This window comes from Crassaminicella thermophila (genome assembly GCF_008152325.1).
Classification (GTDB): domain Bacteria; phylum Bacillota; class Clostridia; order Peptostreptococcales; family Thermotaleaceae; genus Crassaminicella_A; species Crassaminicella_A thermophila.
In genome coordinates this window covers 1,161,981-1,179,547 of record NZ_CP042243.1, presented here as the reverse complement: position 1 = coordinate 1,179,547, position 17,567 = coordinate 1,161,981, and the positions used below count along the sequence as shown (strand labels likewise).

Below are 17,567 nucleotides of genomic sequence, written 5' to 3'. Positions count from 1 at the left end.
TGTGTTTTATAAAAAATATTGTGCAACCGTTTGCACAATAAGATTATATTATTTAGTAAAAAAATTGTCAATAAGTTTATTGAGATTTTTCCTTCCATTAAAGATAAAAAAAATAAGAGCATAACATATATACTCTTATATACAAACTAATATCTTGTTGATTCTCTTTCTATTAAATTTGTTTCTATAATATAATGCATATTTTCTATATTTCTTTCTAATTTATCTACTAACATTTTCACAGCATAGTATCCTAATTTTTTTGCATTAATATCTACAGATGTCAAAGCTGGCTTTTGATATTGTGCTAAAGGAGTATTATTAAATCCTACTATAGAAATACCTTTTATATTATTCTCAGCTAAATAGGAACTAACCCCAAATGCTAAAAGATCATCTGTACATACTACAGCTGTTGGTTTTCTTATACTTAATATCTTCTTCATAGCATGATATCCTAAATCTTCTCTAAAATCTTCAACCTCTACGATTATATTTTCATCAATATCAATACCATGGATTCTATGAGCTTGTCTATATCCGCTTAATCGATCCTTTGATACATTTAATTTACTTTTAGCTCCTATAAATGCAATTTCTCTGTGTCCTTTCATGAATAACTTGCTTAACACATTATACATAGCTTGAAAGTTATCATTATCTACCCAAAGTACATTTTTGGTATCTTCTGGCCTTCCAATTACTACAAAAGGAAACTCTTTTTCCTGAAGATATTTTATACATTTATCTTTAGAATGAACGGTTGTAAGAATAATTCCATCTGCTAAATTACTGTTAATATAATTTTTTATAGAACTTAATTTTTCTTCTTCTGTCTTAAAAAAAGTATACATTATATAATATCCTGATTCTTGGGCATATTTACTTATTCCTGTCATCACATATACAAAAAATGGATTCTTAAATAGATTCTCTCCCTCAGTTGGTAAAACAATTCCGATAACTTTTGTCATCTTATTACTCAAACCTCTAGCAACAACATTTGGATGATAGTTTAATTTTTCTATTGCATCTTTTACTCTTTTCTTTGTTTCTTCACTAATTCTATTACTTCCAGCAATAACCCTTGACACAGTGGATGGAGAAACATTTGCTTCTTTAGCCACATCTTTTATTGTGACGCCCATATCTTTCACATCCTATTTTAATATTGTACAACCGTTTGCACAACTTAATTTTATATAAATATAATTACTGTGTCAACAGATACTTGGTAGTATTTTACACCTTTTTTAAAATCGAAAACTTAACTAGTGTAAAAGTCAATAATGCAAAGGATATTAATGCTCCGATTTGTCCAAGATCAATATTCAAAGCAAGATTTATCTCATGCCAAGCAAATATTGCTAAAACTATTCCAACTAAACCTTCACCAGCTATTAAGCCCGAAGCATATAAGATCCCAGAATTAACCTTTTCCTTAACACTGCTATCTTCTCCATCTACTACTTCCAATCCTTTATCTAATATGCCTCTAATAACTCCACCTACCATAATTGGCGTACTTAAATGAATGGGTAAATATAGTCCAATAGCTATAGGAAGTACTGGTAAGCCCAAAACTTGAATTGCAACACCGATTCCAACTCCTACAAATACAAAAATCCACGGTAAATTACCTCCTATAACACCTTCTATTACTAAACGCATCAAAGTTGCTTGTGGTGCTGGAAGTTCATGAGATCCAAAGCCCCATACATTATTAAGTAACGTCAATACTAACCCAATAGCAAAAGCAGATGCTAATGCTCCAATTAGTTCTCCATATTGCTGCCTAAATGGTGTTGCACCAACTAAAAAGCCTGTTTTTAAATCTTGGGAAGTATCTCCTGCCATTGAAGTAATAATACAAATAATTGCTCCTACCGTTAAAGTCCCAATCATTCCAGCATGACCATCATTCCCTGTCGCCTTAAATATAATAGCTGTAATGATTAATGTAGCTATTGTCATACCTGATACAGGATTTGATGAGCTTCCTACTAAACCAACTATTCTTGAAGATACTGTTGCAAAGAAAAATCCGAATATTGCTATAAGTAATGCTCCACCAAATCCTACTGGTATAGCTGGTAACATCATCATCATCAATATTATCGCTAAACTACCTATAAGTACAACTCTCATAGACATATCTCTATCAGTTCTAATACTTCTATTTCCGCCAACACCAGAAGAATAATCCTTAATAGTCTCCTTAAATGTTTCAACGATTAATGGTAATGATCTTATTAAGCTGAAAATACCTCCAAAAGCTACAGCACCTGCTCCAACATAACGTATATAATAATCCCATATTCCCCAGTATCCAAGCTCCTTAATTGGTATCGATGCTGGATACATAATTACATCACCCATTGAACCTATATTAAAAATAAGTGGAATAAGTCCAAACCATCCTATAATAGCACCTGATAACATATAAGCTGAAATTCTAGGTCCAATAATGAAACCAACACCTAATAAAGCTGGAACTACATCGGCACCAATTGCTGCTCCTCTATATCCATAAATAGTCGTCTCTATTCTACTTGGAAAAATCTTTAGTCCATCAGTTATAAATTTATATACTGCACCTATACCCAAACCAGTAAAACACGCCTTGGCCTTTTCTCCACCTTCTTCTCCTGCAAGAAGTACTTCAGCACAAGCAGTACCCTCAGGATAAGGCAATATACCATGCTCCTTAACTATAAGAGCTTTTCTAAGCGGAACCACAAAAAGAACTCCTAATATACCACCACAAATAGCAATAGCAGTAATTGTAATTAGATTTGGAGCTTTCATGTTCCACTCTTCAGTCCATATATATAATGCCGGTAAAGTAAATATCGCCCCAGCTGCCAAAGATTCACCAGCTGATCCTATTGTCTGAACCATATTATTTTCAAGTATTGATTCTTTTTTCAATACTCCTCTGATAAGCCCCATTGATATTACAGCTGCTGGTATTGATGCACTTATTGTCATTCCTACCTTAAGTCCAAGATATGCATTCGCAGCACCAAATACAACAGCTAATAAAACACCTAAAAATATAGACATTCCTGTAAACTCAGGAAGTACATTTTCTGCGGAAATAAACGGTTTAAAGCTTTTTCCAATAATTTTATCTTTCTTATTCATTCATAAAAACCTCCTAATTGATGTCTAAGCCATCACTATTATATACAGAGGTAAAATAAATTTTAGCATTTATTTTATCATAAAGCCATTCATATAGCAACAAAAACGCTTTATAAATTTTATTCAAATTCCTCTTAAAAATAAGTTTATCACTTAAATATAAAAAGGGCAAAACCTATTTTATAGTTTTCTCTAAAACCTACACTTATAAATAAATATAAACCTTCCATTCTTTATAGAACAGAAGGTTTTTTAATATTATTTAATTCTTTTTAATACTTCACATAAAAATTCAAAGACACGTCTTGTTGAGAATATACTTAAATGCTCATTCGGAGTATGAACATCATATATATTCGGTCCAATAGATATCATGTCTATATCTCCAACTTTTTCTTTTAAAAGTCCACATTCTAGTCCTGCATGTATAGCATCAACCTTAAGCTCTTTACCATACATATCTTTATAAACATCCTTCATTAATTCACGAATAGATGAATCTACCTTATATTCCCATTCAGGATAATCAGCTACTAACTTCATTTTAGCACCTGTAAAATCACATATATTTTGTATCCTAGTATTAATTTCTTCTTTCAATGTCTTTACAGAGCTACGAACCGCACTGCTAAATATCAGCTCATTTTCTTCAGTTGTTAATACTCCAATATTATTTGAACTCTCTACTAATCCTTCAATATCAGCACTCATTGTTTGAACTCCATTTGGAATTAGTCTCAAAATACTTATCAAAGATTTTTTTGTATCTTTACTAAATACCTTATTAGATTTTTCTATTTTATCAATATAAAGCCTTATATTTGGATCAGAAGTCTTAAATTCGTTTGAAAATACACTTTGATAATCATTTATAATGCTTTCTAATTTACCCTCATCTTCTTTGTCTATTACAATAACAGCATCAGCCATCTTAGCAATGGCATTCATTTTTTCGCCGCCGCTGACATAAGCAATATCAACATTTATATTTCTATTGACAGCATCTAATACTCTTCCTAATAATTTAATTGCATTCCCACGATTTTTATTAATTTCCATTCCTGAATGTCCACCTAATAGACCCTTTATCGAAACCTTATAAGCACTTTTACTTTTATCTGTATCTTGCCATTTTATCGGCAAATGAACTAAATTGTTTACTCCACCTGCACAAGAAGACAATGCAGTTCCCTCTTCCTCAGAATCAATGTTAATTAGAATATCTCCTGAAATATTTTCAGGCTTAAGATTAATCACACCATCCATACCTGTCTCCTCTGAAACAGTAAATAATGCAGTTAATGGAGGATGAGGTATATCTTTAGCTTCTAGAATAGCCATTGTCATTGCTATAGCAATTCCATTATCAGCACCAAGTGTAGTTCCTTCTGTGGCAATCATATCACCATCTACAACTAAAGGAATTGAATCCTTTGTAAAGTCAAATTCTAAATCTTCTCTTTTAGCACATACTATATCCATATGCCCTTGGAGAATAACCCTTGGTGCATTCTCATATCCCTTAGTTGCAGGCTTATTAATTATAACGTTTAAGCATTCTTCTTGAATTACCTCTAGACCAAGCTCCTTAGCAAAGTTTACTAGAAAATCGCTAACTTCCTTTTCATTTCCTGACCCTCTAGGTATACGGGTTAAAGCTTCAAAGTGTCTAAAAACAGCTTCAGGTTTTAAATCGTTTAACACTCTTTTCATATTTCGTCTCACCTCTATTTTAATATATAATATTTTCGATTTTTTCTAATTTCTTCCTTAACTAGTCCTTTTTCAACCATCTTTCTCATTAATTCCTTAGAAACCAATCTAGAATCCGTTATTTTTACCTTATTTTTACTCCAAAATAAAGATGCCTTCGTCCCTTCAATAATATCTTCAATTTGTTTAATTGATAGTTCTTCTTTATTCTTAAGCTCCTTTATTACTTTTGATTCTGCATTCTTATATAATTTGTTTAGCAGCTCCTGTGTCTTTCTCTGCTGTTTTATAATTCCCCAAGCTCCTAGAAAAGCAATAGTAATAGCAAACAAAAGTACCTTAAATATAAAATTAAACATATCAATCCCTTGCTTTCTCTAAGGTAATGAATTTATTATTTCTTAAAATATTAATATAGGTTCCTAATCTTTCATATAGAGGCTCTGCTTCTTTTCCAAATTCACTTTTCAAAAGCTCTGCAATATCCTTAACATTTCTTTTCCCATCAATAGCCTTCCACACACAACTTCCTAACATGTCTAAATCAATACGCATAACTTTTGGTGTTTTAAAAAATACACGCACTATTTTATCCAATATACCATCTCTAGGAATAATTAACTGAACTAATGCATCTTCATTTATTTCCCATTTTTGAGATTCTTTTTTTACTGGAATAAGCTCTAAAAAATTATCATCTTTTTTTATTTTTCTTTCCATAATACACCTCTATATACATAAATATTTAAAAGGGGATAAAAGTATTATCCCCTAAACTTGCTTTAATATATTACTAATCTTTCTTCAATATAGAAAACTTAACGAGTGAAAATGCTAACATTATAAAGAATATTAATCCTCCAATTTGTCCTAGATCAATATTCATAGCTACTTTCCAGCCAGCTACCGCAAATATTGCCAGTAAAATACCAACTAATCCTTCACCAGCAATAAGCCCTGACGCATAAAGTATACCAGAATCAATTTTAGCTTTGATGCTTTTATCTTCTCCACCATTATTTTTCAATTTCTTATCTAATATACCTCTAATAACTCCACCTACCATAATTGGCGTACTTAAATGAATTGGTAGATATAAACCTATAGCTATAGGAAGTACTGGTAATCCTAGTAATTCTATTGTTACCCCAACACCAATTCCAGTAAATACTAGTGCCCATGGCAGATTACCACCCATAACACCTTCAATTACTAGTCTCATCAAAGTTGCTTGTGGTGCTGGAAGTTCAGTAGAGCCAAATCCCCATGCTTTATTTAATAAAGTTAACACAAGTCCGATTGCAAGAGCTGATGCTACTGCCCCAATTAATTCACCATATTGCTGTTTAAACGGAGTTGCACCAACTAAGAAACCTGTTTTTAAGTCTTGAGAAGTATCTCCTGCCATAGCAGCTATAATACAAATGATTGCTCCTACTGTTAAAGTTCCAATCATTCCAGCATGACCGTCATTCCCTGTCGCCTTAAATATAATAGCTGTAATGATTAATGTAGCTATTGTCATACCTGATACAGGATTTGATGAGCTTCCTACTAAACCAACTATTCTTGAAGATACTGTTGCAAAGAAAAATCCGAATATTGCTATAAGTAATGCTCCACCAAATCCTACTGGTATAGCTGGTAACATCATCATTGCTAATATTATTGCTAAACTGCCAATAAGAACTATCTTCATAGACATATCTCTATCTGTTCTAACACTTCTATTACCACCAACACCAGAAGAATAATCCTTAACAGCTTCTTTAAATGTTTGAACAATTAATGGTAACGATTTTATTAAGCTAAAAATACCTCCAAATGCTACGGCTCCAGCTCCAAGATAACGTATATAGTAATTCCAAATTCCCCAGTATCCAAGCTCTTTAATTGGTACTGATGCTGGATACATAATTACATCACCCATTGAACCAATATTGGCAATAAGTGGAATAAATCCAAACCATCCTAAAACAGCACCCGCCAACATATAAGCAGAAATTCTAGGTCCAATGATGAAACCAACCCCTAATAAAGCTGGTAGTACATCGCCTCCAATTGCTGCGCCTTTATATCCAGGTATAGTTGTTTCTATTTCACTTGGGAAAAGTTTTAATCCATCTGCAATAAACTTATATAATGCACCTATTCCTAAGCCAGTAAAACATGCCTTAGCTTTTTCTCCACCTTCTTCACCTGCAAGAAGCACTTCGGCACAAGCAGTACCCTCAGGATAAGGCAATATACCATGCTCCTTAACTATAAGAGCTTTTCTAAGTGGAACCATGAAAAGAACTCCTAATATACCACCACAAAGAGCAATAGCAGTAATTGTAATTAGGTTTGGAGCCCCCATATTCCATTCTTCAGTCCATATATATAATGCTGGAAGGGTAAATATTGCTCCAGCTGCCAAAGATTCACCAGCTGATCCTATTGTTTGAACCATATTATTTTCAAGTATTGATTCTTTTTTTAATAATCCTCTAATAAGTCCCATTGATATTACAGCTGCTGGTATTGATGCACTTATTGTCATTCCTACCTTAAGCCCAAGATAAGCATTTGCAGCACCAAATACAACAGCTAATAAAATACCTAAAAATATAGACATACCTGTAAATTCAGGAAGTATCTTATCAGCAGAAATAAATGGTTTAAACTCCTGCTTATCAGCAGTACTTTTACTCATTTAAAAACCCTCCTATAATTTAATTTTTTTCTTCCGGAAGATTTTACTTTGTTCACATTATAACAATGAATTTTCTGAAATGTCAAATACAATAAATGCTTAGACAAGCAAAAAAGTTTATGATATAATCTACCTAACGTTAGGTAAAGGAGAGATTTCTTTGAATACAAAAAATAAAATTATAAATTCAGCTATAAAAAATTTTTTTAATTTAGGTTATGAAAAAACTTCACTCTCTTTAATCGCAAGTGAAGTTGGTATTAAAAAACCATCAATTTATTATCATTTTAAAAATAAAGAAGAACTTTTTATCCTATCGATTAATCATATATTAGATTCCTTAGAAGATCAAATCCTAACTTCTATTAAAAAAGTCGATTCTTCAAAGGCAATGCTTGAAAATATATTTTCTTGTTTAATAGAATTTAATAGTAACTTATCTATTATGGTTGGAAACAATTACAATAAACCTATTAATATGCTCAATCTTTTTCATCTAGGACGCAATAGATTTCCTTCTTTAGGTGAAAGAATTGATAATTACTATAATTTTTTAAATGATACTATTACAAATATCGTAAGAATTGGTCAAAAGAACAATAAAATTAGAACGGATTTATCTGAAGAATCACTAGCACTAGAAATTATTGCATGGCTTGAAGGTCTTTTCATGCTTTCCACAATCTATTCTTCATTTAATATCAATAGTATTCGTCAAAATCTCTATGATAATATGTGGAAAATGATATCTGCTGAAGCTACACCTAAAACAAAAACTAAAAAAAGTTTTTTCAAAAAGAAATCTTTTTCCAAAACTATATCTTTGGGAACAAAATGGTAATGAAATAAACGGTCTTTGCTATACGATACCTTATTATATAAAAGAAGCTTTTTATAATAAGTTTATATCTATAAAGAAAAAGAGTTATGCCTAAAAATTTTTAAGCATAACTCTTTTTCTTTATTGGTGGAGGCGAGGGGAATCGAACCCCTGTCCGAAAGTCCTTCACCAACAGCTTCTCCGAGTGCAGTCATTGTTTTTGTTTCTCGTCTTCAAGAACGCCCAATGACAGGCTTTCTATCTGACCAGTCCCAATAATTCCACTTTTGGGTCGAGACACCCCCAAAGTAGTTCCCCACTATAATGACGTTCTAGTCTAAGCCGTGGGCTACTTAGGTAGAACGAGCAGCGTTTATTAAGCTGCTAAAGCGTAATTTTCGTTTGCGTTTATATTTAATTCCCCAGTTTTTTAAGGCGGACCCCAAGGAAAAACCTCCACTCGCTACTGCAGGCTCCAAACCCCCGTCGAAACCTGTACGCCCCCATATATATAAAGTCTAATAAGACTTTTGTCGCTGTCTAATTTCCTTTTGAATACGTCGATTTGCCTCTTTTTTAGCAATATCTGCACGTTTGTCATAAAGTTTTTTTCCTTTTGCTACTGCAAGATCCACTTTGACTAAACCTTTTTCATTAATATAGACCTTTAGTGGCACAAGTGTTAATCCTTTTTGTGTTGTATAACCTATTAACTTATTAATTTCCCTTTTATGAAGTAATAATTTTCTTTTTCTAACAGGATCAACATTGAAAATATTTCCTTTTTCGTAGGGACTTATATGCATGTTATGAACAAATACTTCACCATTATCTACTTCAGCATAACTATCTTTTAGATTAATTCTACCCATTCTGATAGACTTTACCTCTGTTCCAGTTAGCACAATACCTGCTTCATATGTTTCTTCAATAAAATAATCATGTCTTGCTTTTTTATTATTGGCTACTACTTTTATTTGTCCCATGCAAACACCTACTTTAAAAGTAATCTATAATAAGAATCGAATTATATTGTATCATAAATAACATATTACGTCAACCTCTATAAAACAAATTTTCTCAAAGCATTTGCTACTCCATCTTCATCATTCGTATCTGTTATATAATCAGCTCTTTCCTTTACAAAATCTTCTGCATTTCCCATAGCTATACCAAGTCCAGCATATGTAAGCATACTAATATCATTTTCATTATCACCAAAACATACTATTTCCTCTTTCTTAACCTTTAATGATTTGGCTAAATGATCTATAGCATTTGCTTTCGAAACACCTTTATTCATAATTTCAATATTATTATGCCATGACTTGCAAATTTCTAGCGTACCCATTTTTTCTAATTCTTCTCTTACCCTATTTAATAATTTTTGATCATCACTAATCATTTGTATCTTATAGATTTTTTCATCGCTTACTTCAATTTGTTTATAAGAATCTTTAATTAAGCGAATATCAATTTGATCCTCTTCTTTTAAAGTTTTATTCCATTCTGAATACTTTAAAGAACTATAAGCCAACCTTTCTGTATAAAAAGTATCAGCGGTATAAAAGTGGAAATATACATTATATTTTCTAGCGACATCTAATACTTTTAGAGCATCCTCTTTTTGAATATGGCTTTCATATATAATCTTGTCGTCTTTTAAATCACGAACAATCGCACCATTACATGCAATAACAGGTGTTACAATATCTAAATACTTTGCATATACCTTTGCTGATGTATAGATTCTTCCTGTTGCTATTGCGACATGAATATTTTTTTCTAACAATTCTTTTAGAGCTTTTTTATTATTCTCTGAAACAGTATTGTTGCTATTTAATAAAGTTCCATCCATATCGCTTACTACTAATTTATACATACTATTGATTCCGCCTTTCTTTTATATGTGTCGAAAAAAGAAGATACATGAAAGTATCTTCTGAACTATTGTACTACTAAACAAGGATAAAATCAATTTCCTTTTGTGAAACATCTGCTCTTATTACTTTAATTCTTACCTCATCTCCTATTCTGTAAGTTTTCTTTGTTCTCTCACCTCTAAAAAGATAATTTTCTTCATCGTAAATATAATAATCATCAACAAGAGAACTAATTCTTACTAAGCCTTCAATTGTATTCTCTAGCTCTACAAACATACCAAAAGACACTACACTGCTAATAATTCCTTCAAATTCTTCTCCTATATGGTATGTCATATATTCAGTTTTTTTCAAGTCCTCTGTTTCTCTTTCTGCTTCAACAGCGATTCTTTCTCTTTCTGAAGATTGTTCAGCAGCATTTTCTACAATTCCTTTTAATTTTTTAATTCTTTTTCCTGTTAGTTTTCCTGATAAGGATTCTTTAATAATACGATGAATCTGCAAATCTGGATACCTTCTAATTGGCGAAGTAAAATGACAATAATTATCTGCAGCCAATCCAAAATGTCCAGTATTTTGCGGTGAATATCTTGCTTTTTTTAGAGATCTTAACATAATCGTATTAATAATTCTTTCTTCCTTTTTTCCTTCTACTTTCTTTAATAAATCTTGAAGAGCTCGAGGGTGTATCTCATTTGTTATTCCTTTTAGATGATAACCAAAGTTATGAATAAATTTATTAAAGTTTTCGATTTTTTCTATATCAGGATCTTCATGTATTCGATATACAAATGGTAAATCTGACCAATGAAAATGCTCTGCAACAGTTTCATTACATATAAGCATGAATTCTTCTATAATTCTATTTGCGATTCTTCTCTCTGCTTTTTTTATTTCAACTGGTATTCCTTTATCATCAACTATAACTTTCGACTCATCAAAATCAAAGTCTATACTTCCTCTTTCTTCTCTCTTCTTTCTAAGGATTTTTGCTAATTCTTCCATTAATTTGAAATCATCAAGTAAATATGCATATCTTTTTTTAAGTTCTTCATCATCTTTCTCAAGAATATCCGATACATCTGTATACGTCATTCTTTCACATGTCTTAATGACACTTTCATATATTTCATGATTTACTACTTTTCCTTTCTTGTCAATCTCCATATTTACAGATAATGTAAGTCTATCTACTTTTGGATTTAAGCTACACACTCCATTTGACAATTTTTTAGGAAGCATTGGAATTACACGATCTACTAGATAAACACTCGTACCTCTTTTAAACGCTTCTTTATCAATACGGCTATGCTCCTTTACATAGTGAGTTACATCAGCAATATGTACCCCTAAAAGATAGTTTCCATTTGATAGCTTCTTTACCGATACAGCATCATCTAAATCCTTTGCATCTAAACCATCAATAGTTACTATTTTCTCATTTCTTAGATCTCTTCTACGATTTATTTCTTCTTGTGGAATTTCCTCTGGAATATTTGCTGCTTCTGCTTCTACTTTTTTAGGAAAAACTTCAGATAGCTTATATTTTTTAATGATAGAAATAATATCTGTTCCTACATCATCTTTATGTCCTAAAATCTCTATAATTTTCCCTTCTGGATTTCTTCTAGGTTCTGGCCATTTTGTAATCTGTGCAACTACTTTATAACCATCTTTAGCACCATTTATTTCACTTTTAGGTATATAAATATCCATTTTGATTCTAGTATCATCAGGAACAACAAAACCAAAGTTTTTACTGCTTTCAAAAGTTCCTACAATTTCAGCATTTGCTCTTTCTAATATACGAATAATTTCTCCTTCTGCACGCCTTCCATCTCCACCTTTTTTTGTTATCCTTCCAATAACTCGATCATTATGCATGGCACCATTCATATCACTTGAGGAAACAAATACATCAGAATACCCTTCTATCTCTGATAAAATAAATCCAAACCCTTTGCTATGCTGCTGTAATTTTCCTACTATCAGGTTCATTCTCTCTGGTGCAGCATATCTATTTTTTTTAGTTTTAATAATTTGTCCTTTCTTTTCCATTTCATCTAGAACTGCATAAAATTCTCCTATTTCTTGAGGTTTTATATTAAATACATTTGCTAATTCAATATCTAACATAGGATTATAGGCTTTTTCTCTCATAAATTCAAGTATCTTCTCTTTAATTGCCAATATTATTCCTCCAATCATTTATAAATAATACATCCTTATTTTACCCATAATAACATTTTTTAAAACTTATACATTTCCCAAGTAATATATAAATACAGATTACTTTACATATATAAAAAATATTAATAAACTTACACAAATCATATTTATAATATAAATAACAGGAATTCCTATATAAAAAGTTTTATGCTTCGTTTTATGTCTAAACATTACCATACCCATCATCACACCTGCTGCTCCTCCTAATAGAGCAGTAATAAAAAAATTTTTTTCATTAACTCTCCACTTTTCTTTTCTTGCTTTGTATTTGTCAATACCCGTTAAGCAAAATGTGTATATATTAATAATCAATACATATAGTAAAAAATAAAATTCTTTCATTTTAAAAAATTTATCCATTTTTATTTCTTCTCCTTTTAAAAAAATACCATCTGTATTATATCACAGATGGTATTTTTTTAAAATATAATTAATTTTTTGAACTATCTGATCTATATTATTTTTAATACTTGATACGAAAGGTTCTATCTTGTATTAAAGATAGAACCTTTTTGTTTGTCTTATAATAATCCACCAAATTTTAAGAATAATGGTGCAAAAACAACTGCAACGATTGTCATAAGCTTAATTAATATATTAATAGATGGACCAGATGTATCTTTAAATGGATCTCCTACTGTATCTCCAACTACAGCAGCCTTATGTGCTTCACTACCTTTTCCTCCGTGGTGTCCTTCTTCAATATATTTTTTAGCATTATCCCAAGCACCACCAGCATTTGCCATCATAATAGCTACAAGTACTCCTGAAACAAGTGCTCCAGCAAGTAATCCTCCTAATGCTTCAGGTCCAAGAATTAAACCTGTTGCAAGTGGAGCAAGAACTGCCATAACACCAGGTACCATCATTTCTTTTAACGCTGCTCCTGTACTAATATCAACACATCTTGCATAGTCAGGCTTTGCTTTTCCTTCCATAATTCCTGGGATTTCTCTAAATTGTCTTCTTACTTCTTCAATCATTTGGAAAGCTGCTTTTCCAACTGATTCCATTGTCATAGCTGAGAATAAGAATGGTAGCATACCACCAATTAATAAACCAACAACTACTAATGGATTTAAAATATCTATTGTTTGTAACTTAACTACTTGAGAATATGAAGCAAATAAAGCTAGTGCTGTTAATGCAGCTGAACCAATAGCAAATCCTTTACCGATTGCAGCTGTAGTATTTCCCACTGCATCTAATTTATCTGTTATTTCTCTTACACTTCCTGGAAGTTCAGACATTTCTGCAATACCACCAGCATTATCAGCAATTGGACCATAAGCATCAACTGCTACAGTAATACCTGTTGTAGATAACATACCAACAGCAGCTAGTGCGATACCATATAATCCAAAGAATTTAAACGCTACTAAAATACCAACTGAAATAAGAAGTAACGGCCAAGCAGTTGAATACATACCTACTGCTAAACCACTAATAATTGTAGTAGCAGGACCTGTCTCTGATTGCTCTGCAATCTTTTTAACAGAAGCAAATTCACCTGAAGTATAAACTTCTGTAATTTTACCAATAGCCATACCAACAATTAATCCAGATACAATTGCCCAAAATGCATCAAGACTTCCAAATAACATTCTACTTAAGAAAAATGCTCCAGCAATTACAATTGCTCCAGCAGCATAAGTACCTCTGTGTAGTGCTGCTGCAGGATTTACATTTTCATCTCCTCTAACAAACATAGTTCCTATAATAGATGCAATAATTCCTAATGCTGCTAAAATTAATGGGAAAATCGCTCCATTTGTCCCTACAGCAATTAATCCTAATGTAATAGAAGAAATGATTGAACCAACATAAGATTCAAAAAGATCGGCACCCATACCTGCAACGTCTCCAACATTGTCCCCAACATTGTCCGCAATAACAGCTGGGTTTCTTGGATCATCTTCTGGTATCCCTGCTTCTACTTTTCCAACAAGGTCAGCACCTACGTCAGCAGCTTTAGTATAAATACCACCACCAACACGTCCGAATAACGCAATAGATGATGCTCCTAAACCAAAACCTGTAATAATTTCTGGATCTCTAAAAATAAAATATAATACTCCAACTCCTAAAAGTCCTAAACCAACAACAGACATTCCCATAACAGCCCCACCATTGAAGGCTACACTCAATGCTTGATTCATTCCATTTTCTCTTGCAGCGTTTGCTGTTCTAACATTTGCTTTTGTCGCTACTTGCATTCCAAAGAATCCAGCAAGAGCTGAGAAAAATGCTCCAATTATAAAACATACTGCTGTTGTCCAACCAACACCAAAACCTAATACAACAAACAATACTGCAGCAAAAACAACAAGTGTTCTATATTCTCTTGTTAAGAAAGCCATCGCTCCCTCATGAATATATGTAGAGATTTCTTTCATTTTATCTGTCCCTACATTTACTTTATTGATCTTTGCTGCAAGTGTATAAGCAAAAATCAATGCAATAACACCCATAATTGGTGCAAGTAATTCAAAATTCATTTTCCATATGCCTCCTTATATCCATTCATCTAATATAGTTTGTCTTTTAAGCTATTACTTTTGAAGATAAACCAAAATGATAGAAGTTATAATAAAAGCAGTTGCCCCAATTGTGGTTACTTTACTTAATAAAGTTTCATAACTTCTTCCTTTTTGTTTCCCCATAAGTTGTTCAGCTCCTCCAGCAATTGAGCCTGATAATCCTGCACTTTTACCAGATTGTAAAAGTATACTTCCAATAAGTATCAAACTCGCAATAGCTTGTATAATCATAAATAATGCTTTCATACTCACACCTCCTCCGTCTTATTCAACATACCTATTTTAACATAGCACTTTTTTAAAATCAACATGTATTGTACTCTCTACTATCATACTTTTTAAGGGGTAAAAGCAATTTTATAAATATACAGTATAAATTATAAATAAATGCACACAGAAAACATCAATAAAAGGGTAGACTAGTCTACCCTTTTATTATTTCCAGGATCTTCTAAATGTATACTGTTTATTTTAAATTATAAAAAGCATTCATTCCTGCATATTTTGCTGTAGCATCAAGTAATTCTTCAATTCTTAACAATTGATTATATTTTGCAATTCTATCTGTTCTTGATGCTGAACCTGTTTTAATTTGACCAGCATTAACAGCAACTACTAAATCAGCAATTGTAGTATCTTCTGTTTCTCCTGATCTATGAGATACAACTGCTGTATATCCTGCTCTTTTTGCCATTTCAATAGCATCAAGAGTTTCAGTAATTGTACCAATTTGATTTAACTTAATTAAAATTGAATTTGCAGTTTTTCTTTCAATACCTTTTTCAAGTCTTGTTGTATTTGTTACAAATAGGTCATCTCCAACAAGTTGTACTCTATCTCCTAATCTTTCAGTTAATAATTTCCAGCCTTCCCAATCTTCTTCATCTAATCCGTCTTCTATAGATACGATTGGATATTTATTTATTAGTTCTTCATAGAAATCAACCATTTGTTCAGATGTTTTTACAACACCTTCTCCTGATAGATTATATTTCTTTTCTTCTTTATCATATAGTTCTGTTGCAGCTACATCTAATGCAAGTTTTACATCTTCTCCTGGAGTATATCCTGCATTTTTAATAGCTTCTATAATTACTTCAAGAGCCTCTTCATTAGAAGTTAGGTTTGGTGCAAAACCACCTTCATCACCAACTGCTGTATTTAACCCTTTATCTTTTAATACTTTCTTAAGATTATGGAATATTTCAGCACCCATTCTTAATGCTTCTCTAAAAGATTTTGCTCCTACAGGCATAACCATGAATTCTTGAATATCCACATTATTATCAGCATGCTCTCCACCATTTAAAATATTCATCATTGGAACTGGTAGAGTCTTTGCATTTACTCCTCCTAAATATTGGAATAATGGCATTCCAAGAGATGCTGCAGCAGCTTTTGCAACTGCCATAGATACTCCAAGTATTGCATTAGCACCAAGTTTTCCTTTATTTTCTGTACCATCTAATTCGATCATAGTCATGTCGATTCCAATTTGATCTAATGCATCCATACCTATAATTTCATCAGCAATTACTTCATTAACATTATCAACTGCTTTAAGCACACCTTTACCTAAGTATCTATCTTTGTCACCGTCTCTTAATTCAACTGCTTCAAATGCTCCTGTTGAAGCTCCAGAAGGCACGATTGCTCTTCCCATGCTTCCATCTTCTAAATAAACTTCTACCTCAACTGTAGGATTTCCTCTTGAATCTAATACTTCTCTTGCATAAACATCAACAATTGTAGTTGGCATATGTATTTCTCCTTTCATAATTAAAAGTTTACAAGTTTTACAAAATCATCAGGTTTTAAACTTGCTCCACCTACTAAAGCTCCATCTATATCTTCTTGATTCATAATTTCTTCCACATTATTCGGCTTCACACTTCCACCATACTGAATACGTATCTCTGTATAAACTTCTTCTCCATAAAGTTCTTTAATAACTTCTCTAATTTGATATATTACTTCATTCGCTTGCTCAGGCGTTGCTGTTTTTCCTGTTCCAATTGCCCATATTGGCTCATATGCTATAACAACATCTTTTACTTTTGAGCTTTCAATATCCTTAAATGCTTTTATTACTTGATCCTTAACAACAGCATTAGTTTGTCCATTTTCTCTTTGCTCAAGAGTTTCACCAACACAAACAATTGGCTTTATTTCATGCTTTAATGCTGCATGAACTTTTTTGTTTACTGTTTCATCAGTTTCATTAAAATACTGTCTTCTTTCAGAATGTCCAATAACACAGTAATCTATTCCTAATTCCTTTAGCATTAATGGTGAAACCTCGCCTGTAAAAGCTCCACTTTCTTCCCAGTGCATATTTTGTGCACCGACCTTAATGTTTGTACCTTTTGTAGCTTCCTTTACTGATTGTAACAATGTAAAAGGCACACATAATACTACCTCAACATCTGTATTTTTTACATGATCTTTAATATCATCTACAAATGCAATAGCTTCTTTTATTGTTTTATGCATTTTCCAGTTACCAGCAATAATAGGTATTCTCATAATAACCTCCTATA

The 17,567-nt window shown here is 32.0% G+C and carries 15 protein-coding genes and 1 other RNA gene; 1 reads left to right on the top strand and 15 read right to left on the bottom strand.

From position 1 onward, the window contains the following. Window positions 1-146: 146 nt before the first annotated feature. The 6 genes from FQB35_RS05535 to FQB35_RS05510 form a co-directional block, all read right to left on the bottom strand. A complete protein-coding gene (locus FQB35_RS05535) occupies window positions 147-1,148 on the bottom strand; it encodes a LacI family DNA-binding transcriptional regulator (protein ID WP_148809027.1) in 1,002 nt (333 codons plus the stop codon). Window positions 1,149-1,242: 94 nt separating this feature from the next. Next, entirely contained in the window at window positions 1,243-3,147 is a 1,905-nt protein-coding gene (locus FQB35_RS05530) for an OPT family oligopeptide transporter (RefSeq protein WP_148809026.1), read from the bottom strand. 258 nt (window positions 3,148-3,405) lie between these two features. Beyond that, window positions 3,406-4,860: an aminoacyl-histidine dipeptidase gene (locus tag FQB35_RS05525; protein WP_148809025.1), complete on the bottom strand. Its 1,455-nt coding sequence runs from the start codon at window positions 4,858-4,860 to the stop codon at window positions 3,406-3,408. Window positions 4,861-4,874: 14 nt separating this feature from the next. After that, window positions 4,875-5,219: a hypothetical protein gene (locus FQB35_RS05520; protein ID WP_148809024.1), complete on the bottom strand. Its 345-nt coding sequence runs from the start codon at window positions 5,217-5,219 to the stop codon at window positions 4,875-4,877. Window position 5,220: 1 nt separating this feature from the next. After that, window positions 5,221-5,580 (bottom strand): PqqD family protein, encoded by a 360-nt coding sequence (locus FQB35_RS05515; RefSeq protein ID WP_148809023.1) that lies wholly within the window; start codon window positions 5,578-5,580, stop codon window positions 5,221-5,223. A gap of 73 nt (window positions 5,581-5,653) precedes the next feature. After that, window positions 5,654-7,555: an OPT family oligopeptide transporter gene (locus tag FQB35_RS05510; RefSeq protein WP_148809022.1), complete on the bottom strand. Its 1,902-nt coding sequence runs from the start codon at window positions 7,553-7,555 to the stop codon at window positions 5,654-5,656. A 160-nt stretch (window positions 7,556-7,715) separates the two neighbouring features. Between FQB35_RS05510 and FQB35_RS05505 the strand changes: the two genes are divergently transcribed. Next, entirely contained in the window at window positions 7,716-8,396 is a 681-nt protein-coding gene (locus FQB35_RS05505; protein ID WP_168198252.1) for a TetR/AcrR family transcriptional regulator, read from the top strand. Between the two features lie 124 nt (window positions 8,397-8,520). Here the strand turns inward: FQB35_RS05505 and ssrA are convergent. The 9 genes from ssrA to tpiA all read right to left on the bottom strand — a co-directional run bounded on the left by ssrA (window position 8,521) and on the right by tpiA (window position 17,553). Further along, window positions 8,521-8,880: a transfer-messenger RNA gene (gene ssrA / locus FQB35_RS05500) on the bottom strand. 13 nt (window positions 8,881-8,893) lie between these two features. Next, entirely contained in the window at window positions 8,894-9,361 is a 468-nt protein-coding gene (smpB, locus tag FQB35_RS05495; RefSeq protein WP_148809020.1) for an SsrA-binding protein SmpB, read from the bottom strand. A 77-nt stretch (window positions 9,362-9,438) separates the two neighbouring features. Beyond that, complete coding sequence (locus FQB35_RS05490) at window positions 9,439-10,257, bottom strand: Cof-type HAD-IIB family hydrolase (protein ID WP_148809019.1); 819 nt, start codon at window positions 10,255-10,257, stop codon at window positions 9,439-9,441. Between the two features lie 76 nt (window positions 10,258-10,333). Then, entirely contained in the window at window positions 10,334-12,448 is a 2,115-nt protein-coding gene (rnr, locus tag FQB35_RS05485; RefSeq protein WP_148809018.1) for a ribonuclease R, read from the bottom strand. 99 nt (window positions 12,449-12,547) lie between these two features. After that, window positions 12,548-12,847: a DUF1294 domain-containing protein gene (locus FQB35_RS05480; protein WP_231701862.1), complete on the bottom strand. Its 300-nt coding sequence runs from the start codon at window positions 12,845-12,847 to the stop codon at window positions 12,548-12,550. A gap of 161 nt (window positions 12,848-13,008) precedes the next feature. Beyond that, window positions 13,009-14,985, bottom strand: a complete 1,977-nt coding sequence (locus FQB35_RS05475) for a sodium-translocating pyrophosphatase (protein WP_148809017.1) — start codon at window positions 14,983-14,985, stop codon at window positions 13,009-13,011. A gap of 54 nt (window positions 14,986-15,039) precedes the next feature. Then, a complete protein-coding gene (secG, locus tag FQB35_RS05470; protein WP_148809016.1) occupies window positions 15,040-15,273 on the bottom strand; it encodes a preprotein translocase subunit SecG in 234 nt (77 codons plus the stop codon). A 220-nt stretch (window positions 15,274-15,493) separates the two neighbouring features. Continuing rightward, window positions 15,494-16,786, bottom strand: a complete 1,293-nt coding sequence (gene eno / locus FQB35_RS05465) for a phosphopyruvate hydratase (RefSeq protein ID WP_148809015.1) — start codon at window positions 16,784-16,786, stop codon at window positions 15,494-15,496. Between the two features lie 20 nt (window positions 16,787-16,806). After that, window positions 16,807-17,553: a triose-phosphate isomerase gene (tpiA, locus tag FQB35_RS05460; RefSeq protein WP_148809014.1), complete on the bottom strand. Its 747-nt coding sequence runs from the start codon at window positions 17,551-17,553 to the stop codon at window positions 16,807-16,809. Window positions 17,554-17,567: the final 14 nt, after the last annotated feature.

What these genes read in the sequence shown, in the direction of transcription:
- FQB35_RS05520 (WP_148809024.1), bottom strand. Translation starts at nt 5,219, where the DNA reads ATGTTTAATTTTATATTTAAGGTACTTTTGTTTGCTATTACTATTGCT.
- FQB35_RS05480 (WP_231701862.1), bottom strand. Translation starts at nt 12,847, where the DNA reads ATGGATAAATTTTTTAAAATGAAAGAATTTTATTTTTTACTATATGTA.
- FQB35_RS05475 (WP_148809017.1), bottom strand. Translation starts at nt 14,985, where the DNA reads ATGAATTTTGAATTACTTGCACCAATTATGGGTGTTATTGCATTGATT.
- FQB35_RS05510 (WP_148809022.1), bottom strand. Translation starts at nt 7,555, where the DNA reads ATGAGTAAAAGTACTGCTGATAAGCAGGAGTTTAAACCATTTATTTCT.
- eno (WP_148809015.1), bottom strand. Translation starts at nt 16,786, where the DNA reads ATGCCAACTACAATTGTTGATGTTTATGCAAGAGAAGTATTAGATTCA.
- FQB35_RS05515 (WP_148809023.1), bottom strand. Translation starts at nt 5,580, where the DNA reads ATGGAAAGAAAAATAAAAAAAGATGATAATTTTTTAGAGCTTATTCCA.
- FQB35_RS05535 (WP_148809027.1), bottom strand. Translation starts at nt 1,148, where the DNA reads ATGGGCGTCACAATAAAAGATGTGGCTAAAGAAGCAAATGTTTCTCCA.
- FQB35_RS05525 (WP_148809025.1), bottom strand. Translation starts at nt 4,860, where the DNA reads ATGAAAAGAGTGTTAAACGATTTAAAACCTGAAGCTGTTTTTAGACAC.
- secG (WP_148809016.1), bottom strand. Translation starts at nt 15,273, where the DNA reads ATGAAAGCATTATTTATGATTATACAAGCTATTGCGAGTTTGATACTT.
- FQB35_RS05490 (WP_148809019.1), bottom strand. Translation starts at nt 10,257, where the DNA reads ATGTATAAATTAGTAGTAAGCGATATGGATGGAACTTTATTAAATAGC.
- FQB35_RS05530 (WP_148809026.1), bottom strand. Translation starts at nt 3,147, where the DNA reads ATGAATAAGAAAGATAAAATTATTGGAAAAAGCTTTAAACCGTTTATT.
- tpiA (WP_148809014.1), bottom strand. Translation starts at nt 17,553, where the DNA reads ATGAGAATACCTATTATTGCTGGTAACTGGAAAATGCATAAAACAATA.
- smpB (WP_148809020.1), bottom strand. Translation starts at nt 9,361, where the DNA reads ATGGGACAAATAAAAGTAGTAGCCAATAATAAAAAAGCAAGACATGAT.